Annotated in this window: 25 protein-coding genes and 1 tRNA gene; 9 read left to right on the forward strand and 17 right to left on the reverse strand. The window is 60.1% G+C overall.

Annotation, left to right across the window (positions count from 1 at the left end):
* Positions 1–6: 6 nt before the first annotated feature.
* The 3 genes from MK_RS08220 to MK_RS09180 are packed head-to-tail and all read right to left on the reverse strand — an operon-like array spanning position 7 to position 3,546.
* Positions 7–1,359 carry an RsmB/NOP family class I SAM-dependent RNA methyltransferase gene (locus MK_RS08220; RefSeq protein ID WP_011019907.1) on the reverse strand — a complete coding sequence of 451 codons (1,353 nt, stop codon included), beginning with the start codon at positions 1,357–1,359 and terminating at the stop codon, positions 7–9.
* Positions 1,340–2,263, reverse strand: coding sequence for a GTP 3',8-cyclase MoaA (gene moaA / locus MK_RS08225; protein ID WP_011019908.1), 924 nt, complete (start codon positions 2,261–2,263; stop codon positions 1,340–1,342). Before moaA ends, MK_RS08220 begins: the two co-directional genes overlap by 20 nt.
* A gap of 26 nt (positions 2,264–2,289) precedes the next feature.
* Positions 2,290–3,546, reverse strand: a complete 1,257-nt coding sequence (locus tag MK_RS09180; protein ID WP_158296000.1) for a hypothetical protein — start codon at positions 3,544–3,546, stop codon at positions 2,290–2,292.
* A gap of 133 nt (positions 3,547–3,679) precedes the next feature.
* On the opposite strand from MK_RS09180, the gene MK_RS08230 reads away from it, so the two are divergent.
* Together MK_RS08230 and MK_RS08235 are read left to right on the forward strand one after the other, a co-directional pair.
* Positions 3,680–3,757, forward strand: a tRNA-Tyr gene (locus tag MK_RS08230).
* Positions 3,758–3,935: 178 nt separating this feature from the next.
* Positions 3,936–4,628 carry a metal-dependent hydrolase gene (locus MK_RS08235; RefSeq protein ID WP_011019910.1) on the forward strand — a complete coding sequence of 231 codons (693 nt, stop codon included), beginning with the start codon at positions 3,936–3,938 and terminating at the stop codon, positions 4,626–4,628.
* 57 nt (positions 4,629–4,685) lie between these two features.
* Here MK_RS08235 and MK_RS08240 read toward each other — a convergent pair whose 3' ends face one another.
* Complete coding sequence (locus MK_RS08240; RefSeq protein WP_158296001.1) at positions 4,686–5,441, reverse strand: hypothetical protein; 756 nt, start codon at positions 5,439–5,441, stop codon at positions 4,686–4,688.
* Complete coding sequence (gene hypE / locus MK_RS08245; RefSeq protein WP_394296051.1) at positions 5,435–6,391, reverse strand: hydrogenase expression/formation protein HypE; 957 nt, start codon at positions 6,389–6,391, stop codon at positions 5,435–5,437. Before hypE ends, MK_RS08240 begins: the two co-directional genes overlap by 7 nt.
* A gap of 103 nt (positions 6,392–6,494) precedes the next feature.
* Here hypE and MK_RS08250 point away from each other — a divergent pair, with 103 nt between their 5' ends.
* Positions 6,495–6,896 carry a 30S ribosomal protein S8e gene (locus tag MK_RS08250; protein WP_011019913.1) on the forward strand — a complete coding sequence of 134 codons (402 nt, stop codon included), beginning with the start codon at positions 6,495–6,497 and terminating at the stop codon, positions 6,894–6,896.
* Here the strand turns inward: MK_RS08250 and hypB are convergent.
* A complete protein-coding gene (hypB, locus tag MK_RS08255; protein ID WP_011019914.1) occupies positions 6,893–7,549 on the reverse strand; it encodes a hydrogenase nickel incorporation protein HypB in 657 nt (218 codons plus the stop codon). The two genes, MK_RS08250 and hypB, sit on opposite strands and share 4 nt — an antisense overlap.
* The gene (hypA, locus tag MK_RS08260; RefSeq protein ID WP_011019915.1) at positions 7,536–7,964 is read right to left on the reverse strand and encodes a hydrogenase maturation nickel metallochaperone HypA; all 429 of its coding nucleotides are present in this window, start codon (positions 7,962–7,964) and stop codon (positions 7,536–7,538) included. Before hypA ends, hypB begins: the two co-directional genes overlap by 14 nt.
* 58 nt (positions 7,965–8,022) lie before the next feature.
* Between hypA and cobA the strand changes: the two genes are divergently transcribed.
* Together cobA and MK_RS08270 are read left to right on the forward strand one after the other, a co-directional pair.
* Positions 8,023–8,763, forward strand: a complete 741-nt coding sequence (gene cobA, locus MK_RS08265) for a uroporphyrinogen-III C-methyltransferase (protein WP_011019916.1) — start codon at positions 8,023–8,025, stop codon at positions 8,761–8,763.
* Positions 8,760–10,010, forward strand: a complete 1,251-nt coding sequence (locus tag MK_RS08270; protein WP_148679841.1) for an NAD-binding protein — start codon at positions 8,760–8,762, stop codon at positions 10,008–10,010. The genes cobA and MK_RS08270 overlap by 4 nt, the downstream gene beginning before the upstream one ends.
* On the opposite strand, the gene MK_RS08275 is transcribed toward MK_RS08270, so the two are convergent.
* From MK_RS08275 to MK_RS08285, 3 genes are read right to left on the reverse strand one after another with little or no spacing between them, the layout of a single operon-like run.
* Positions 9,907–10,593: a uroporphyrinogen-III synthase gene (locus tag MK_RS08275; RefSeq protein ID WP_011019918.1), complete on the reverse strand. Its 687-nt coding sequence runs from the start codon at positions 10,591–10,593 to the stop codon at positions 9,907–9,909. The two genes, MK_RS08270 and MK_RS08275, sit on opposite strands and share 104 nt — an antisense overlap.
* Positions 10,590–10,901: a signal recognition particle protein Srp19 gene (locus tag MK_RS08280; protein WP_011019919.1), complete on the reverse strand. Its 312-nt coding sequence runs from the start codon at positions 10,899–10,901 to the stop codon at positions 10,590–10,592. The genes MK_RS08275 and MK_RS08280 overlap by 4 nt, the downstream gene beginning before the upstream one ends.
* Positions 10,867–12,138 carry a hypothetical protein gene (locus MK_RS08285; protein WP_011019920.1) on the reverse strand — a complete coding sequence of 424 codons (1,272 nt, stop codon included), beginning with the start codon at positions 12,136–12,138 and terminating at the stop codon, positions 10,867–10,869. The genes MK_RS08280 and MK_RS08285 overlap by 35 nt, the downstream gene beginning before the upstream one ends.
* A gap of 24 nt (positions 12,139–12,162) precedes the next feature.
* Here MK_RS08285 and MK_RS08290 point away from each other — a divergent pair, with 24 nt between their 5' ends.
* Positions 12,163–12,678 (forward strand): ACT domain-containing protein, encoded by a 516-nt coding sequence (locus MK_RS08290; RefSeq protein WP_011019921.1) that lies wholly within the window; start codon positions 12,163–12,165, stop codon positions 12,676–12,678.
* On the forward strand, positions 12,654–13,667 hold the full coding sequence (locus MK_RS08295) for a homoserine dehydrogenase (RefSeq protein ID WP_011019922.1): 1,014 nt from the start codon (positions 12,654–12,656) through the stop codon (positions 13,665–13,667). The genes MK_RS08290 and MK_RS08295 overlap by 25 nt, the downstream gene beginning before the upstream one ends.
* Before the next feature lie 50 nt (positions 13,668–13,717).
* Here the strand turns inward: MK_RS08295 and MK_RS08300 are convergent, their stop codons facing one another.
* From MK_RS08300 to MK_RS08320, 5 genes are all read right to left on the reverse strand, one after another.
* Positions 13,718–14,269 (reverse strand): hypothetical protein, encoded by a 552-nt coding sequence (locus MK_RS08300; protein WP_148679844.1) that lies wholly within the window; start codon positions 14,267–14,269, stop codon positions 13,718–13,720.
* The gene (locus tag MK_RS08305; RefSeq protein WP_011019924.1) at positions 14,242–14,679 is read right to left on the reverse strand and encodes a hypothetical protein; all 438 of its coding nucleotides are present in this window, start codon (positions 14,677–14,679) and stop codon (positions 14,242–14,244) included. The genes MK_RS08300 and MK_RS08305 overlap by 28 nt, the downstream gene beginning before the upstream one ends.
* 218 nt (positions 14,680–14,897) lie before the next feature.
* On the reverse strand, positions 14,898–15,302 hold the full coding sequence (locus MK_RS08310) for an OsmC family protein (RefSeq protein ID WP_011019925.1): 405 nt from the start codon (positions 15,300–15,302) through the stop codon (positions 14,898–14,900).
* Positions 15,303–15,319: 17 nt separating this feature from the next.
* Complete coding sequence (locus tag MK_RS08315) at positions 15,320–16,228, reverse strand: AIR synthase-related protein (protein ID WP_011019926.1); 909 nt, start codon at positions 16,226–16,228, stop codon at positions 15,320–15,322.
* A complete protein-coding gene (locus tag MK_RS08320; protein WP_011019927.1) occupies positions 16,200–16,862 on the reverse strand; it encodes a hypothetical protein in 663 nt (220 codons plus the stop codon). The genes MK_RS08315 and MK_RS08320 overlap by 29 nt, the downstream gene beginning before the upstream one ends.
* 18 nt (positions 16,863–16,880) lie before the next feature.
* Between MK_RS08320 and MK_RS08325 the strand changes: the two genes are divergently transcribed.
* Together MK_RS08325 and MK_RS08330 are read left to right on the forward strand one after the other, a co-directional pair.
* Positions 16,881–17,777 carry an AEC family transporter gene (locus MK_RS08325; protein ID WP_011019928.1) on the forward strand — a complete coding sequence of 299 codons (897 nt, stop codon included), beginning with the start codon at positions 16,881–16,883 and terminating at the stop codon, positions 17,775–17,777.
* Entirely contained in the window at positions 17,774–18,310 is a 537-nt protein-coding gene (locus MK_RS08330) for a hypothetical protein (RefSeq protein WP_148679846.1), read from the forward strand. Before MK_RS08325 ends, MK_RS08330 begins: the two co-directional genes overlap by 4 nt.
* Here MK_RS08330 and MK_RS09380 read toward each other — a convergent pair.
* Both MK_RS09380 and MK_RS09385 read right to left on the reverse strand, forming a co-directional pair.
* Entirely contained in the window at positions 18,276–18,779 is a 504-nt protein-coding gene (locus MK_RS09380; RefSeq protein WP_264370772.1) for an NAD(P)/FAD-dependent oxidoreductase, read from the reverse strand. The genes MK_RS08330 and MK_RS09380 overlap by 35 nt on opposite strands.
* The gene (locus MK_RS09385) at positions 18,686–19,174 is read right to left on the reverse strand and encodes an NAD(P)/FAD-dependent oxidoreductase (RefSeq protein ID WP_148679848.1); all 489 of its coding nucleotides are present in this window, start codon (positions 19,172–19,174) and stop codon (positions 18,686–18,688) included. Before MK_RS09385 ends, MK_RS09380 begins: the two co-directional genes overlap by 94 nt.
* Positions 19,175–19,176 lie beyond the last annotated feature (2 nt).

The following is a 19,176-nucleotide window of genomic DNA, read 5'->3' on the forward strand; positions in this document are numbered from 1 at the left end:
CCCCCATCAGCCGGTCCGTCCCATGAGTGCTATGAAGAATCCACAGGTCTCATGTCGGTGCGGGAACAGTCGGCACGCCTCGGGCATGTCGAACCCCTGGTCACCGACCTTGACTTCCAGCAGCTCGAACTCGGGGTGCTCATCCAAGAACCTTCGGACTACCTCCTCATCCTCCTCGGGGAACATCGAGCACGTGGAGTACAGCAGACGACCTCCCGGTTTGACCATTTCGGCACCCGCTTTCAGGAGCTCGTACTGGAACTTGGGCAGTCGTTCCAGTTCATCCGGGGTGATCCTCCACCGGCGCTCGGGATTCTTCGGAATCGTACCGTCGGCGGAGCACGGTGGATCGACTAACACGGCGTCGGCAAACTCACGACCCAGCTTCTCGGGCGCTTCGCGTCCGTCCATCAGGTGTGTTTCAATGCAGTCGAGGACGCCCATACGTTCCGCGATCTCCCGGAGACGTTCCATCCGAACCTCGTCCACGTCGATCGCCACAATCTTGCCCTCTCCTCCCATCAGCTGCGCCATGTGGGTGGTCTTACCGCCCGGAGCCGCACAAAGGTCGACGACCACCTCCCCGGGTTTCGGGTTGAGAACTGCGGATGCGAGCGCCGCGGCCTCGTCCTGGATCACGAAGAGGCCCTCTTCCCACTCCGGCATCTCTCCGATGGGAAGTCCCTCGGGAATCTTCAGTATTTCGTCCAAGAAGCGTCCCGGCTCGACCGTGACCCGGTACTTCCTCTGTAACCGCTCCGCCAGCTCTTCAGGGTCCACCTTGAGGGTGTTCACGCGGATGGTCAGCGGCGGCCTTCGGTTGTTGGCTTCCAGTAAGGCGACCACCTCGTCAGGGTCGCCGAACATCTCCATCCATCGCTCGATCAGCCACCGCGGATGGTAGTACTCCCACTTCAACCTGTCGAGTTCGTCCTCCGGCTCGGGAGGTTCGTAGTCCTTCAAATCCAGTGTGAACGCCTTCACGATCGCCGCCGCCCCGGGATTGGCTAGCCTCCGGACCAGCCCGTGTAGCACGTCGGCTACCTCGTCGGGGTCGCCGTCTTCGAACACGACCTCGTTCACGGCGATCCGTGCCGCGTTCCTGACCCACGTGTCGAGCTCGGTCACGTCATCCGTGATCTCCAGGACGTCCTCTATTACCTCGTCCAAGAGTCCGCGTTTCTGTAGCACACTGTACAGCAGCCCGGCGGACACGGACCTGGCTTCTCGAGAGGGGTTCATCTCCTTCATCACCAGACGTCTGGCGTACTGCGTGGGTTTGATCCTCTCCGCTTTCACCAGCGTACGGAGCACTATCTCCACGGCTTCCTCGTAGGTCTTAGCGTCCCGAGACGTCACCGCGCATCCGCCCCATCACCGACGTCCCTTGATGTACTTCGAACGTATCGTCCCGAGTTCGAACGTACTCCTTCAGCGTGCGAACGAGTTCTCCGAAGTCATCCCGAGGAAGCGGTTTGGGAGGTGCCATCAAGCACCCCTTGTACTTTCCATCGTGGGTTAAACGGATGCGAGTGCAGGCCTCACACATGACCCCGTCCATGGGTTTGACGACTTCGACGGCCATACCGTTGTTAAGCCGGTATACCTCGCGGCTGTGGAACGTGCGAACCCGCTCCAGCTCCGGTTCGTACTCACCGAGCGCTCTCAGGCCGTCCTCGGCATGTGCGGGCCTAAATCCAGGTATCGAACCCATCGGCTCGATCAGCTGCAGCTTCAGACCCTCTAAGTCGGCCAGCTCCTCCACGAGCGTCGGCAGCGTCTTCACGGTCTCCGAGGTCAGCACAACGTTCACCTTGACGGGGGTCAATCCCTCCGACACCGCCGCCTCTATCCCTCTGATGACATCGTCGGGAGAGAAACGAGACCGGGTGAGCTTACGGTACAACTTTCGATCCACCGTGTCGAGGCTCACGTTCACGCGGTCCAGTCCGGCCTCGGCCAGGTCACCTGCGTAATCCGCGAGCAGTACACCGTTCGTGACGAGGGAAACCTCCTCGAAGCCCTCGGCGTTTTCGATTATCTCGATCAAATCCCTCCGGAGTAACGGTTCACCTCCGGTAATCTTGACCTTCCTAACGCCGATCTCAGCACAGGCTCGGAGCAGTCGGCCCCACTCGGCGGCGCTCAGCTCGGATCTCCCGGGTCGCTCCCCTTCCCTGTGGCAGTACACGCAGGCCATGTTGCATCGCATCGTTACGGATATCCTAACGCTTCGGACCTCGCGACCTAGCGCGTCGCGCAAGCGAGGGACCCCACCGAAAAATGTGATTAAGCGGGTAGGAGGGCGTAGATGTTGCAGAATATGATCCCACCGATCTTCGGCTTCCCCTTGAAGCCTATTTCGATGAGTATCGGGTACGGCTTCGTGTTGTAGACCACTACCCCCTCCGTGGGGTGGAAGCCGTACTCCATCGGATGCACGCCCATGTCGATTCCCTTCGGCTTCGGGAGTCCCGCGTCCAGACAGGCGTCCCTGAGCGCCCGGGCCGGTGGGCAGCATCCGTGCGCGGCCTTCTCGTACCCCGGGACCTCGAACACGTCGAAGTACTGGCGCTTCCCGTGCGTCCAGGTATGTGGCGGTACGATCACCCCGTTCCATCCCCGGCACATCCGCGCGGCGTTGACCACCCTGAGGTTGTCTAGGTGGCCGATACCCTCCATCGTGGTCTCGGCGTGTCCGATCAACTTCTTCCGGTACTTGCCGATCCACACGACCACAGCGGAATAGTCGGCCATCTCTACCATCCGTCGGTACGCCGCCTCACCGAACACCTTCTTGACCTCGTTCTCGTCCATCGGCCGGCGGCCGTCCGTGAACTTCAGCTCGTAAACCAGCGTCGCGCGCTCCCCGACGTCGGCTTTCTTGAGGTATTTCAGTTTCTCCCAACCGTACTTCTTGGCCGCCTCCTCGAACGTCATGCGTTTGCCCTCGACCTCGATCTCGTCACTCCCGACCTTCACGGCCACGACCTTCGGGACCTTCCGTCCCCAGACCACCAGACCCGGCTTCTTCACGTACAGGTGGCTGCCTCTTATCAGGACGACGCCCGGTCCCTGGTAATTCGCCACGATCCATCCGTATTCCACCTTGTAATCCCCGCGCACCCACCGTTCCGCCGGCGATGGAACTATGCCCAGGAACACCGCCGGTAGACCCGCGACAGCACCGTACTCCTCGATCGCCTTGCCGGCGATGAACGGGTGCGCCCACACGCTATACCATGGCAGGGAGTACGCGGACATTATCTTGTGTCCTCCCCAGACCGTGTCGCCGTTCTTCACCGGATAGCTGGGCTCTGACGGAGAGAAGGCCAAGTACAGGTGACCGATCGCCTGACCCGCCGCGATCACTAGCGCCAGTGCGACCAATCCTCCCTTGACCGGCCCCAGCTCGCGTATACGCTGTGGGAGCTCCCGAACCAGTCGCTGGACCCTCTCGGTCAGTTTCTCCTCTTTCTTCCTCTCCTTCTTTTTCTCCTCCTTTTCCTTCTCCTTGCCTTCCTTCTCTCTGGATTCACTCCTCACCGTATCGTCCTTCCGCTCCTCATCCGAACGTTCTTCCTCGCTCTTACCCTTCAGTTAAACACCCCCGAGCGGCCTGATTGAGGCGATAGTTATTTATATTATCGGCCGGTGTCCCGGTGCGAGGGGTGCGGGACCGGCCGCAGCTCAGTCTGGCTAGAGCGCGGGACTGTAGATCCCGTGGTCCCGGGTTCAAATCCCGGCGGCCGGACCAAGCTGAAAATCGTTACAAAATCCATAACGAATCCGGGCCGCCCGGCGTCGTACCTCCGATACTACCCACCTCGGTACCGTTCCAAAGTCCATGACGATACGCGGCGGGAGCGAGCTCGCCCACTTTCGCTGAGTTTTTAGGGAGGTGTTTGAGACGACTCGTAGCGGGGGGTAAGCCCATGAGGATAACGTGGCTGGGTCATGCGGCGTTCGAAGTGGAAATCGACGGAGTCAACGTGCTCATCGACCCGTTCTTAAGTGGGAATCCGAAGGCGGCCAAGTCACCGGACGAGGTGGATCCGGACCTTGTCCTCGTGACTCACGGTCACGGCGATCACCTGGGTGACGCCGTCGAGATCTGCAAGCGCACTGGAGCTACGCTGGTCGGGATCTACGAGATCGCCGTGTACGCCCAGGGACAGGGCGTCGAGAACGTGGAGGAGATGAACATCGGCGGCACCATCGAGGTGGAGGGACTGGAGATCACCCAGGTGCCGGCGTGGCACTCCTCGGAGATCGTCGAAGACGGGGAGATAGTCGCCGGCGGCACCCCGGTGGGTTACGTGGTATCAGGTGAGGAAGGGTCGGTTTACCACGCGGGCGACACCGGCCTGTCCATGGACATGAAGCTCATCGGTGAGCTCTACGAGCCGGAGGTGGCACTGTTACCGATAGGCAGCAGGTTCACCATGGGACCCAAGGAGGCCGCTAAGGCCGTGGAGCTGATCGAGCCGGAGGTGGCGATACCGATGCACTACGGGACCTTCCCGCCGATCGAGCAGGATCCCGAGGAATTCAAACGGGAGGTGGAGGAACTCGGACTGGACGTGGAAGTCGTGATCCTGGAGCCGGGAGAGTCGTACGAAAGGTAGGGATGACGAGCACCTTTCCAACCGAGTGGTGAGGACCGCCGTCGGGCCCGACCTCCCTCACTCTACTTTCACGACTTCACGGTTGATCAGCTCGACGAACCGCGCCGCTACGAACCCCGTCACACACGCTGCGATCACCACGCCCAGGAACCCAGTACCGAGGTACGGCAAGAGTAACGAGGACACCAGGCCCGCCAAAACGAGGAGAGTCAGAGAAACGGCCACGGGTACCGTGACTCTCCTCGGGTGATCGAGCGCGTCGTCGGCCAGTCCCAGGAGGCCGACACGCCACGGCAGCAGGCATCCGGCGGCCCCTGAAACCGCGATGGCTGGAGGAAGGAGTTTCACGACACGCTTGGGATACGCGAGCGCTTCTATTCCGAGCAGAACCACCGAAGCCGCTCCGCAGAGCGCACACAACGTCGTTACTCTACGGATCACCTCGGGCTCCGGTCGAACGTCGTCTATGGTGGTCACACGTAGGGCCCCTCTTAGTGCCCAGTTGAGCTTGTGGCGGACCTTCGGGTCCTCGACGTCCTCCACGATCCTGTCGATGAGGTTCCGCTCCATGTCCTTCGCCACACTCTCGTCCCCTCGAATCAGTATCCACAACCTGTTGATACGACGGAAGATCCCTACGGAGCGCCTGTAACCGTACGCTCGGATCTCTTTCACCTCAGCGTCCTCCGGTACGGCCGCGCTCAGCTCTTCCTCCAACCTGCCGAGCTCGGGCCCGTGCTCCGACAGTTCGGTCTTGATCGCTCGCCAAACTCTTCGAGCTCCTTCTGACGGGCTCACGCGCAACATCAGCACACCCGTGGTACCGGATCTCCGACGGGCTTTTCCACTATTCTCCGGCCACCGACTTCGGTTTCCATCTCGACGCGTGGTGTGCCCTCTTCCACGACTCCTATCACCTCGGCGTTTTTGCCGACCTCGGTGGAGCGGATAGCGTCGAGCACGTCATCGACCATATCCGGACGGACTCCCATGACGACTTTGCCCTCGTTCGCCACCTCCAGAGGATTGACACCCAGCATCTCCGAGAGCACTCGGACCTCCTCTCGAATTGGGATCCGCTCCTCCTCGATTACGATCCGTACACCCGACTTCTCCGCCATCTCGTTCAGAGCTCCGGCGAGGCCTCCTCGGGTGGGATCCTTCATCGAAGTGACTCCACCGACCTCGAGCGCTGCGTTGACGGCTTCCCACACCGGAGCCACGTCGGATTCGAGATCCGTATCCAATCCCTGCTGGGCCGCCAGGATCGCCATCCCATGGTCTCCTACCGTACCCGTGATGACGATCTTATCACCGGGCCTGAGACCACAGTCTCGGACAAGTTCGACGATCTCACCCACACCGGTCATGGTGACGACGATATCGACGTCCCCCGTGTTTCCGACCTTAGTGTCGCCGGTGATCAGATGAGCGCCCAACTCGCTCAGTACCCCGTCGATTGAACGGTACACACGCTTCAGATCGTCGATGGGGAATCCCTCGCGCACTACGATGGAGCACGCGAAGGCTACGGGCTTCGCGCCCATAACGGCGAGGTCGTTGGCCGTGCCCGCGGCCGCGAGTTTACCCACGTTCCCTCCGGGGAAAAACGGTGGGTCTACGATGTGCGCGTCGGTCGTCATCACCATTTCACCGTCGACGGAAGGGAACGTCGCCCCGTCGTCGAGGTCATCCAGCGTAACCGACCCTTCGCCGCGCATCGTCAGGTTGGGCAGCAGCTCCTCCTTGATCAGGGACTCCATGAGCTCTCCACCGGCCCCGTGTTCGCGGCGTACTTTACTCACGTCCGTATTCCCCCGCCAGCTTTTTACGGCCGGGTAGACCGGCCGACCCGGGGGGTTCAGCTTGGGTGTATGGCACGGACGCTCACTACGTAAGCCGACCGGAGGAAGGATCCGGCCGCACCGGAAGAAGCGGAAGTTCGAAATGGGTAATCCTCCCACGGAGACGCTGGTAGGGGAAGAGCGGAAACTCAAGGAGCGACGCGGCATGGGTGGTAACGTCAAGAAGGGCCTCAAGTTCGCGACGCACGCCAACGTCGCCGACCCGGAAACGGGTGAGGTGAAGTGCGTAAGGATCGAGGAAGTCGTCAAGAACCCAGCGTCCCAGTACTACGAGCGTCACGGAGTGATCACTAAGGGAGCGATCATTCGGACGGAGATCGGGCTCGCGAAGGTCACGAATCGACCGGGTCAGGAACCCGTCGTTAACGCGGTCCTCATCAAGGAGGAAGAGGAAGAAGGTTAAGGGAGCAGTCTCTCGGCGAGTTCCGCCATCCCTTCTCCCGTCTTGATGCTCGTGAGGTATACTTCGAGGTCCGGATTTATCTCCTTAGCCGTACGGACCATCGTCTCCGGAGAGACACCGCAGGCGTCTGCCAGATCGATCTTATTAACGACCAACACGTCGCCTTTCCGGATCATCATCGGATGCTTGCCGATGACGTCCTCACCCTCCGTTGCCGAGACCACGATAACGCGTAGGTGGGCGCCGATAGGGAAATCGGCTGGGCATACGAGGTTTCCCACGTTTTCTATGAACAGCACGTCCACCTCGTTCAGGTCCGTCAGTTCCTCGAGATGCTCTAAACCGTGTTGTACCATATGAGCGTCCAGATGGCACTCACGACCCGTGTTGAGACCTACTGTCGGCACCCCTAGGTCCTTGAACCTGCGCTCGTCGTATTCGCTCACCACGTCTCCTGCGATGACCGCGAAGGAGTACTCGTCCCCGTATTCCTTCACGATCCACTCGATGAGCGAGGTCTTTCCGGAACCGATAGATCCCAGTACCTCCACTGCCCGGACGTTGTGCTCGTCCAGTGTTTCCCGAACCTCGCGGGCTAAGTTACGGTTGACCTCGAGCAGATCTTCGGAGACGTCGACTTCAACCTTGTGCATGCTGCTCACCCGGCACCTCAAGCCGTACGGACTCGATCGAGCAGGCATCCCCACCGTCCAGCTTCACCGCTCGGGAACCACATTTCGGGCATTTAAGATCCAGCAGTTCGGTCAACTCGGACAGGTCGAACGCGGTATGCAGCGAAGGATCCTTTAGACTTTCGTCCTCCGGGCGCCATCTGTGCCCGCATTCCGCACACTTGAAGTACCCACGTTCGATCTCGATCTCGAACTTCGCCCCCTCTACGGGCGTTCCTTCTGCGAGCACTTCCAGACAGAACCGTAGTTGCTCCGGATTCAGTAGCGTGAATTCACCTATCCGGAGTCGGACCGAGAGCACCCTTTCGGCACCTCGCTTTCGCGCGACATCTAACACGGTTTCGAGTACGGATTGAGCCACACTCAGCTCGTGCAAGCGGACCCCACCCTCGGAACTTAAAGCACGATCAGGTCCGTGGTCCGGGGGATGAGGAGTGGCCGGTAAGCTCGTACTAGTAGGAGCGGGACCCGGAGACCCGGAGCTGCTCACCTTTAAGGCGGCTCGGGCCATCTCGCGAGGCGACGTGATACTCAAGGACCGGCTGGTACCGGATGAGATAATCAAGGAACACGCGCCGGAGGACGCCGAAGTCATAGACGTAGGGAAGAAACCCGGGGGCGAAGGGTGGACCCAGGAGGAGATCAACGAGCTCATAGTTCGGGAAGGGTCCAAGGGCAAGACCGTTGTCCGCGTGAAGAGCGGAGACCCGTTGATATTCGGTCGTGGGGCGGAGGAGATAGAGGTGGCCTTGAAGCACGGAATGGATGTCGAGGTCGTGCCGGGGGTAACCTCGGCCATCGGTGTACCGACGTCCCTAGGACTCCCTCTCACTCATCGAAAGTGCGCTTCAAGCTTCGCCGTCGCCACGGGACATGAGGATCCCTCGAAACCCGAAAACCGCGTTGATTTCGGCGCTCTGGCCGAGGCCGCGGACACCCTGGTGGTACTGATGGGGGCCCGACGCCTTCGGGAAATAGCCCGAGAGATCCTGGAAAAGCGGGGGAACGAGCCCGTCGCTATACTGGAGCGAGGAACTACCGAGCAAGAGCGTGTCAAGGTAGGGACGCTGGAGGACGCGGCGGAAGGCAAGCTGAAAGCCCGTCCCCCCGCCGTTGTCGTGGTGGGAGAGGTCGTCAAGTGGTGGAGGGAGGTACTGGGTAGGGAGACGCGTTGAAGGCGAAGGTTCGAACGTTCAGATACCTTTGGCACTTACTACGCGACGTGATCAGCGTACCGACCGTGAAGTACGCGGTCGCATACGTAGCGGCGCTCCTATGCCTGGGTACCCTCGGATACTGGACACTCGAAGGACGGTCGCCTGTCGACGCGTTCTACACCACGGTCCTGATCCTAACCGGGGTCGGATGCGCCAATCCACCCACGACACCCGCGGGTGAGATCTTCACGGTAGGCCTCCTAGCCGTGGGTCTCGGGGCGCTCATTCACATCATTTCGAGGGTATTTGCCGCACTTCTGCGGGGAGACGTTCTGTTGCGCATCAAAGAGAGTGACGCGATGGCACGGATAGAGCGCATGCGCGATCACGTAGTGATATGTGGGTACGGCAAGAAGGGTCGTGAGATAGCCCGCAACTTAGGGGAGCACGGGTTCGAGGTCGTGGTTGTGGACAAAGACCCGGAAAAGTGCGATCGGGCCTTCCGTGACGGCCACTTGGCGGTGCAAGGCGACGTGACCTCGGAAGAGACGCTACTGAAGGCCGGGGTGGAACGCGCGCAGGCCGTGGCACTGGTCACCGATTCCGACGAAACTAACGTCTTCGCCTGTGTGCTGGTTCGCGACCTTAACCCGGACGCGTGGATAGTGGCGGCGGCTCGGTCCAAGACCGGTGCAAGGACCCTGCTACGTGCCGGGGCCGACGAGGTGGTGAGGGTGTACGAGGCGGCGGGGATAGTCATAGCCAATAGGTTGATGGACCCTCTGTCGTTCCTGGTGACGGTGAGGCATCCGCTGGAAGACACCTTCCGAGAGTTCCGTGAGATCATAAGACACGGCGGAATAGTCGTCGACGTCCGGTACCACATCCCCTCGTTACCGGAGCCGTTGGTGAAGGACCTCTGGGTGGAGGATGAGAGCGACGTGAAACGGCGCCTGGAAATGCACGAAGACTCGGAGACTAGAGAGGCCCTGGAGAGGCTTCATAGGATGTCGGACGACGTTCATTCTCACCGTATCATAGTTCGGCGGGAAGAGGACAAGGAAAAGATCGTGGAGGCACTTCGGAGGCTCGTTCCTGATCGGAGTCGACATGACTCACAAAGAGGTTTTGAAGGAGGTGTTCGGAGTGGAGGCGTGAGTTTCACGCCTCGATTACCCGGAGCGCCGTCTTCGCTACGGCTTCCACGGTGTGTTCTTCGGCCTCCACGACCTTCAAGCCGGCTCTTCGGAGCTCCTTGGTGGTGACCGGACCTATACTCACTACCGGCTCCGGAATTTCAGTAGGGTCCACGTTCTCGAGGAAGCACCGCGCGGTGAACGCGCTCAGGAAGCATACCACGTCGAACTTCCTCGGGTTCACCTCAACGCGTTTGGGTTTGAGGTCGTACATCTCCAACTCCTCGGCCTTGACCCCGTAAGACTCGAGCGTCCTTCTCAGGTCCTCCGTCCTCCGTCTGGAACGGAGCGCCAACACGGCACCGTATTGACGGAGTTCTTCGGCTAACTTTCCGGTCGTATATTCGGTAGGCATCACATCTACGCGCAGTCCAGCTCGTTCGAGCGCCTCGCGCGTTCTGGGACCGACGGCAGCTATATCGACATCCGAGCGTCGTAGTTCTTTCACCTCTTCCTCGGAAAGGAACTCGACGGTGCGCGGGCTGGTGAAAGCTACCGCGTCGTACTCGGACAGTAACCCGGCACTTATCTTAGGACGGTCCAGCGATACGAGCTCGACAGGACACACGACTTCAGCGTCTAGGTCGACCTTCTTGAAGGCTTGAACCGTCTCCCTCTCGAGACCCGGTGCCCTGACGACCAGAGCCCTCAACTTTCTCTCCGCTCCTTCAGCTTCTCGGCGATCATGAGGAGGGTTTTCCGCTTCGATTCGACCTTATCCACGATCAGCCTTCCCTTGTCGTCCCACCACCGCTTCGGGTACCGCTTGTCGCGCTGGACCTTCGGGTTCAGTCCTAGCTTCTCCGCGATGTGACGGAGCTCGGTGAGCCGAGGGTTCCTGACGGCTAACCGTTTCGGGACTTTGCGTCCTTCGGACCTCGACCGGTCGGCGTCGAAGTACGCCGGCCACACTACGATCCTGTCTTTACCCTTCAACTTGACCGTCGGAGTCTCGGCCACGGTTCGTCCCCCTCGGGAGCGCTGGCACAATCGGTACCAAGGGAATCTTCCTTCGTTTTGAGGACGTTGGGGACGCCTGGCTGTTCGCCTCGGACTCGTTCTCCTTAGGCTCAACCTCTCCCTCGGCGTTCGAAACCTTAGGTTGTGTGGGCTGGTTCTGGGTTTCGGCCCCGTTCGAATTGGTCGGTTGTGCGATCTCAACCGCGGTAATTGGTACGGAAAGTATCCGCAGTACGTGAGTACCCACCAGCGGTACCTCCAGCACCTGTCCCTGATAAGCTAGCCACGCGAACGGTTCCTTCACCACGCACATCACTGGAACGCCAGCCTCAGCCAGATGTCGACAGATCTCCAGCACGTCGGATAACGTGGAAGCCAGAAACACGTAGAACCGCACCTTCAACCCGCCACCGACGTCAACGGTCCTCTCCCCCTGGAAGAACTCGTCGAGCCCGGGTGGTAGCTTTCCGTCGGTTGGGATCGGGAAGAACAGCACGGGCATGGTGGAGGAGTACTGCTCCAGCGGGTTGAAGACGTCCTGGATAGCCCGCGATATGTTCAGCTCCAGTGAGTAAGCGGGCACCAGGTAGTAGTCGTGCTTCCAGTCGTAGTCCGGTCCCTGAGTCGCGGAGCAATCTTTCACGACGAAGTAGCGTCCGTTGCTCGTCGCACCCATGACCACGACGGCGTGCATCATAGGTGGCACGACGACGAACCACCTCGATACCGTGACTAGCGGGGCGTAGAGCACCACTCCGATGGCGTTGGGGTGCTCGGGGTCCGCCGCCAGCGAGATCAGCGCTGGGAACCACGGTGGGTCCGTGGAGGCGTTGGGAGCATCGTATTGGGGATCCTCGACCGGGATGTTCGTGGTCTTAGCGAACCATTCCTCGCGCTTCTCGAGGTCTTCCGGGGTCAACTCGTTGCCTGCGATGGGCTTCCACCAACCTTTAGCTACGGCTACGTTGTACAGGGTTAGGGATGCGAGCTCACCGCACCACATGTGATCCGGTATCCCGTCCCCATCCACGTCTCTACCGAAGTCGACCTGGTCGTAGTCGGGTTCGGGAACGAGGAAGTGCACCGTTTGGGGTTTCGAGAACTTAGCCTTGATCACCCCTTCAGCCGTTTTGATGTTGATCGCGGTGAGTTCCCACGTGTACTCCTGTACACTGATGGCATGTGCCGCTCCTCCCAGCACCATGATAAAGGCCAGGATGGAGAAGGGCCGAAGCATGCGGACCACCCCGGGGGATTCGGAATGAAACGGTTCGAGTTAGACGTGGTGTTGCCGGATAAGCCCGGACAGCTCGTGAAAGTCCTCGAACCGTTGTCGAAAATCGGCGGTAACGTGATCAGTATATCCCATTCGCGAGATGGTGACCGCGCCCGGGTGCACATAGTGTTCGAGGCCACGGAGGATGTCGCCCGTGAGTACTCGCGGCGCATCAGTGAGTTGGAGGGCGTCAAGATCCTGCGGTTCGGTAGGGGGCCGGGGCACGAGACGGACGTCGTACTGATAGGACATATCGTAGACACGGATATTAAGGACACGATCGACCGGGTGAACGCTATACAGGGCGCCCGCGTCGTGGACGTCGACTTGGAGATGCCGGATCCGGAGCGGGAGTCGTCCGCGGGATTCACGCTCATCTACGAAGACGAGGAGGCGCTGAGGAAAGCCGTCCAGACCATCGAGGAGATCGCTGAAGAGAAGGATCTTGTGGCCATCTTCCCGGTGGAGGTGATACAGTGCGTCAGGCGCGCCTCTTCGTGATCGGCCTCGGGGCCGTTGGGCTGGGACTGATGCGACTTCTGGCCAAGAAGCGGGACGCGTACGCCCGGGAGTTCGGCATCGACGTTCGCGTGGTAGGAGTCGCGGATTCTCGAGGTGTCTGGGTGAAAAACGACCTGGACCCCGCCGAAGTGCTGAAGGTTAAGCAGGAACTGGGTACCGTGGCGGAGGTCGGTGAGAGCGGCGATGCGTTGGAGATCATGGAGGACGTGGAGTTCGACGTTCTCGTGGAGCTTACGCCCACCGACATAGAAACGGGCGAGCCCGGTCTATCACACATCATGAAGGCCATAGAGTTGGGTAGGCACGTGGTAACTGCGAACAAGGGACCACTGGCCGTAGCTTACGGGGAAATCATGGAGGCAGCCGAGGAAGCCGGCGTCGTCGTGCGTTACGAGGCCACGGCCGGCGGGGCCATGCCCGTGTTCAACCTCGTACGCGAGACGCTGAAGAGTGTGGACATACATTCGATAGAGGGTGTACTCAACGGCACTGTCAACTACATCCTCACTAGGATGGAAGAAGAGGGCATATCCCTGAAGGACGCTATCGCCGAGGCGCAATCTCGTGGGATAGCCGAAGCGGATCCGAGTATGGACATCGAGGGATGGGATACCGCCTGTAAGGTCGTCATCCTCGCGAACGCCATCTTGGGACTGGACTGCACCATCAAGGACGTGGACGTTACAGGTATCGAGGACATTACACCCGAGGCCATTCGGATCGCGGAGGAGCGGGGCTACAGGATCAAATTGATCGGTCGAGCGGACAGCGACGGCGAGCTCTCGGTACGTCCGTGTCTGGTGCCGAAGTCCGACCCTGTGGCCAAGGTGAGAGGCGTCATGAACATCGTGAGACTCGAGACTGACGTAGCGGGAGACATTTACGTGTCGGGTCGGGGCGCCGGTCCCTTAGAAACCGCTAGCGCCGTCATGAGCGATGTCCTCTCCATCGCCGAGAGCGTTGGTTAGGGCCGGTCCGAAGTGTTCGACGTGGTGTTTTCAGGCCGGAACTTAGTCGGTCATCTCCATCCTAGGATTTCGAGCAACGCCCTAACTGGGTTCCAAGGAATCCACCCTTCGTCCTCCTCCACGTGTTCGTCGATGACGTCTAGTATTTCGGCCACGGTGGGGGAGCTACCCAGAGCGCCCTTCATGACCCTCAGAATGTCCCTGGAAAACCTCTCGACCAGCTTCCGGTCGTGATTAAGCAGGGAATCTACGCAGTAACGCAACGTCGGGGACATACTCTTCAGGGCTTCCACGAACGCATCATCAGGACGTTCGACGGACTTCTTCACCGCCTGGGCGAATCCGGGGACGTTCAAATCTATCTCTCGCTTGTAAACGTGAACGTGTTCTAAGCCACGAAACGCCACCAACGCGACGTTTTCGGGGATCGGGCTATCGGACAGGCGGAGACCGGTAGCGTACAGCACGGTACCCAGCTCGACGAGCGGCTTTCCTTCGGACTTCCAGGCTTCCTTACCGGAAGCGAGCTTACCCCCCAAATAGATGGATGCCGCCCCGGCGGTCGCCGTCGTCATCACCTGTCCCACCCCCATCTTCGACACGTTTCGAGCACCCTTCTAGCGGCCTCGCGGTCTCCGGGGTCGACTTTTCCTTTATAACCGAGCTTTTCCAGCACGCGCGTGAGGAACGCACGGAGTGTGTCCGGTCTCTCTCCAACGCTCTTGGACTCCCGCCCCGTCACCAGCCGGAGAATACCCTTGATCCACGTGTAAGTGACGTGTGCTACGGCCATCAAAGTAGCAACGATTAGACCCACAGTCGGGAGCAAAGAGGAGAACTGGTGGCCGGTAATCCCGACGTAGATGGCCGCCGCACAGACCGCTAGGTCGGCGACCGTAAACCAGGTGGTGGCTTCGATGGTCCCTTCCACGACTATCGCGGAGATCAGAGCGATGCCGGCGAGAACGAGACAGACCCCTGCTAACGCTATCCACAGGGTGGTGTGGATCATCGGAGCCCCACATGTTCGGAAGTTTGGAGGAACGTTAGCTTTTCTCCCCGAGCAGTAATCGCTCGTAAGCCGACCGCTACACCCGCATGCGACGGCGGGTCCGATCGAGCTCGAACCGAACACACCTCAAGGACGATACCGCGTCTGGGACGTAAACGCGATCCAACAGTCCGTGATATATGCGCGGGTGGAGGGAACGAAGGGCCGGGATGAACCGGTTAGCTCTCCCGCTCTACGACCACTTCCTTACTGACGATAGCTGGACCCAAGGTACGGCTCAGGATACACCGGTCGGCACCCTTCTCGGCGATCTTTCGAGCTTCGTCGGGGTCTGTGTCGTCCTTCAGTTTCACCTTGATCGTGATCTCTATCTCGGTCACCGCCAAGCGGTCCCAGTCCTTCTCCCCGGTCACCTCCGCCGTCACCTCGGCGTCGATTCCGGCCTTCTCCAACGCATGGCCCGCGTTCATCGTCACGCAGGCGAGGATACCGGCCAAAAAGAGGTGGTAGGGGGTGACATGTCCAGGTTCGGCCACCTTGCCGCTAACAAGCTCCATCTTCTCTTCCTCGAATTCCACGGTGCACTCACCGTCGCCCAGGAACTCGGCGATAACGTCCGCCATTCTCGTACCCCGTGAGTTCAAGATTTTTTGAAATTTTTAAATGTTTTGAAGTGGTCCTCGATCTCCGCCATGAGCTCACTGTCCACGAGTGTTCGACCGGCGATTCGAAGGACGGGCTCTTCGATCACCTCGCCAAGCATCGTCACGGGACACCCGCGCTCGGCGCACACGTTGAGGACTTCCTCGACGTCGTCCGGGGATACGACAGCGAGGACGTTATCCCAGTTCCGAGTGATGGAGGAGTAGGGAACCGAGTTCAAATCCATTCCAACACCGGACTTAGCGCAGACGAGGGCTGCCATAGCTACGAGACCTCCTTTAGTCACGTCTTTCGCCGCTTTCACCAAACCCCTACGGGCCAACTCGGGGAATGTGTCGAACAAACGGCGTGCCCTCTCCATCCTCTCCTGGAAACTCCCGTGAATAGGCTCACCTACGAGCAGGACCGAATCTCCGGGCTCGGCCCCGCAGTCCGTGATCGGCTCGGGAGCCACGAGCGGTCCCATCACCGTCAGCGATACTTTCGGTTCTTCGACGTCGTCCTCGATCATCGTGTTGCCGCCGAGTATCTCGATACCCAGCGCACGCGCTTGTCGCCCTATCCGTCTCGCGGCCTCCAGCGCTCCCTTCTCCGTGGGTGCGATGATGGTGTCGACTGCGAATCGGGGCTCCCCTCCGGCCACCAGCACGTCCGTTGAGGCGTGAACAAGGGCCGACTTCCTCACCAACCGGAACGCGTAGGGGCCGTCGGAGCTGACGACGAGCTTCCCATCCACCCTCACCACGGCCGCATCGTCGTAATCGGCTAGACCGACTTCCGCTCGACCGAACTCCGGGAGTAACCTCACCACCTTGACGTCGTCCACGGTGTACCTGAGCACGTGCCGACGCAGATCTTCATAGGAGGGGGCCCCTCGGGCGCTCACTCCGCCCGTCCCCCGTAAGCTCCTTCTTCACCCTCTCGAGGAGCTCCCGGACCTCCTTCCACGTTTCGATCCACTGAACCACCGCTGTGGGATTCAATTCGACCGACGTTCGGCTGAGCTCCAGCGGGCGGGGATCCTCTCCTATCCTACGCAGTATGGTCTTGATCATTCTCCTGAACTCGCTTCGGTCGAGCTTTTTGGGACCTTCCTGGACGAGCTCTTCCTTCTCGACCTCGTAATATACCACGATTTTTCCATCGGTGAGGACCGCGAGGACGTCCTCCGGTCTCACATCCCGTTCTTTGACGAGGTAGGCGAAGTACCTGAGCAGCTGATCACGCGCTTCCTCGAGCCTCCCACCGCTGTTTAGCTCACCAGGTCTCTTCGTTTCGATTATCACCCGGTCACGGACGAGGATATCGATTCTCCTGGGTCTGTCTTGAAAGGTTCCGACTTCCGACCCGACTCCTACCTCCAGCATCACGTCACCAGGACATAGGTCCCCCACCACCTCCAACGCGTCCTCCAAGGTGCGCGCGACCCAGTGCTGTAAGAATTGAGAGGGTATCTCCGAGTGTCCAGCGACTTCGACGGCCTCTCGGAACCGCAGGTACAACTCGTCCAGAACATCCAAGAGGGGGGTCCCCCGCACGTGGGAGGGCTGGAAGCGTTCCTTGAGATACTCGGACTAGTGTTCGTGGGATACACGTTACGTAAGGTTGGGGTCTTTTCCAAAGATACGCCGTCCCATCTCAACGCGTACGTGGTTTATCTGGCCATGCCGGCGTTAGTGTTCACCGCGATGTTGAGGGCCCCGATTCAGGGACTACTCCAGCATCTCAAGCTCGTGGTCATCTCGATGTTGCTGTCGGTCATGTGTGCCCTCATCGGTTTCGCGGTCGCTCGTAAGATGGCCCGCGATCGGCGCGATGCGATGGCTGTTGCCCTAGCCTCGGGGCTGGGGAACACCGGGTTTTTGGGGTACCCAGTATGCCTCTCCACGTTCGGGGAACCGGGTCTCGAAGCAGCGGTTTTCTACGACTTCGGGACGACCCTGTCGGTGATAGCGGCTTACCTGATGCTGTCCTCCCGCCGCGAAAACCCATTGAAGATGAGCCTACGTTTTCCGCCCGCCCATGCCGCCGTCGCGGGAATGTGTTGGGCGGCTCTCGGGCTTCACCTACCCGATACCATCCGCTCGACTCTGCAGCTGCTGGGACGCTCCGTAGTGCCGGTCATCATGGTCTCACTCGGAGCCTCACTTCGGTGGGATCTCCCCAAATCCGTCATCAGTGTGATACCGACCGTCTGGGTCGTTAAATTGTGTGCATCGCCGGTAGTGGCGGCGACCATCGCTCCGTCGGGGTTGGACGGCAAAGTGGCCGTTCTGGAGGCCGCAATGCCTCCAGCCCTGATGAACTTGGTATTGGCGGAGCTCTTGGGACTGAGACCGCACGTGACCGCCGCCTTGGTGTTCTCGACCACCGTGATATCGCTGGCGACGGTTCCGACGGTGATCTACCTGGTATCGGGTGGGGGCGGAGCGTGAAAGTCCCAACCGTATGTTATCGGGACGTGCAGCGCTGCGAAACCTCCGATTGGTCCTCCTATGAGGAGTATCTCGACGACGTCCTACGGGAAATAGCCTCGGAAGAGCCGGAAGTGCTACGGTTTGAGATCGGCGGATGCCGACGAGGTACCCTTCACGCGATCACGGCGTTCGACGTCCTTTTCCGATTGTACCGCAGTAAGCGTAGGGTGGGTAAGGTGATGATCGACGGCGTCGATGTGACCGGAGTGTTAAAACCTATCTACGAACAGGTATTCTCGAACTACGACATCGTGCGGGCTAAGGTCGGCATCCCAGAGGGACACCGGCATATTAGGACGGAGATCGAGACCAGGGACGGCCGCAGGATCGTGTTTCAAGAGGCGACCATGTCCAACTTACTCAGGGCGTTCGTAACCGTGAAGACCAGGCCGGATGTAGTGTACGTGGAGTTAAAGCGTAAGAAGTTCGACGTCCCGGAGTACGCGGAGTGGCAGCTCATCGAGACTTCAACGCGTACTCGGCGGCGTTGATTCCAGCCACACTGCCCTGATAAACGGCAGAAGGCACGTTTCGGTGCGGGATCGTCGTGACGTCTCCGGCGGAGTAAACTCCCTCCAAGGATGTGCGCATCTCACTGTCCACGACTATGTAACCGCGATCGTCGGTTTCCACGAGATCCCGAAACGGTTCCGAGTTAGGCACTTTACCAGCCGCTATGAAGACGCCCTCGCATGGCAGGATGTCCCCGTCGGAGAGCTCGACGCCCTCGACGCGCTCATCCCCGACGATCCGCCGAACTTCGTCATGGACGACCTCCACATTGCGGCATGATAGCACGCGTTCAATTAAGGCCCTATCTGGGGACTCGAGCTTACCGTCCGGAGTTATCACATAAACGCGCTCGGCTATCTCCGAGAGGAAGAGAGCCGTGTTCGCAGCGTGGGTACCGCTCCCAACGATCGCGACGATTCGGTTTTGAAAGGCGGGACCGTCGCAGATCGCACAGTAGCTGACCCCCGGCCTTCGAGCTCTCGCTCCCCAGGAACCCCCAACCGCTTCGGCCTGGCGCCCGTGGCGATCACCACCGCCCTGCACTCCTCATCCAGGACACGGAAGGTCCCGTCCGTCAGCTCGATCCCTTCAACTCTGTTAGAGTACTTAACGTTCAGCTCTACTCCGACCGTTTCAGCGTGCTCCACCATTCGATCGACGAGCTCGTATCCCGGTGCGGGTGGGAAACCGGGATAGTTCCCGACCTCGGGCGCCGTGGTGAGCTGCCCACCGAGCTCCTGTGCGACGACGGGGACCTCGGCCCCGGCCCTAGCGGCATGAATCGCGGCGGAGAGCCCGGCGGGTCCGGCCCCAATTACGATGACGTCATACGGCTTCGCCATCG

It is taken from the genome of Methanopyrus kandleri AV19, assembly GCF_000007185.1.
GTDB lineage: Archaea > JAADCQ01 > Methanopyri > Methanopyrales > Methanopyraceae > Methanopyrus > Methanopyrus kandleri.

Coding starts and splice junctions, on each gene's coding strand:
- MK_RS08310 (WP_011019925.1), bottom strand. CDS start 15,302: ATGGCGGACGTTATCGCCGAGTTCCTGGGCGACGGTGAGTGCACCGTG.
- MK_RS08290 (WP_011019921.1), top strand. CDS start 12,163: ATGAAACGGTTCGAGTTAGACGTGGTGTTGCCGGATAAGCCCGGACAG.
- MK_RS08235 (WP_011019910.1), top strand. CDS start 3,936: ATGAGGATAACGTGGCTGGGTCATGCGGCGTTCGAAGTGGAAATCGAC.
- hypE (WP_394296051.1), bottom strand. CDS start 6,391: ATGGAGTCCCTGATCAAGGAGGAGCTGCTGCCCAACCTGACGATGCGC.
- hypB (WP_011019914.1), bottom strand. CDS start 7,549: ATGCACAAGGTTGAAGTCGACGTCTCCGAAGATCTGCTCGAGGTCAAC.
- MK_RS08285 (WP_011019920.1), bottom strand. CDS start 12,138: ATGCTTCGGCCCTTCTCCATCCTGGCCTTTATCATGGTGCTGGGAGGA.
- MK_RS08305 (WP_011019924.1), bottom strand. CDS start 14,679: ATGATCCACACCACCCTGTGGATAGCGTTAGCAGGGGTCTGTCTCGTT.
- MK_RS09385 (WP_148679848.1), bottom strand. CDS start 19,174: ATGGCGAAGCCGTATGACGTCATCGTAATTGGGGCCGGACCCGCCGGG.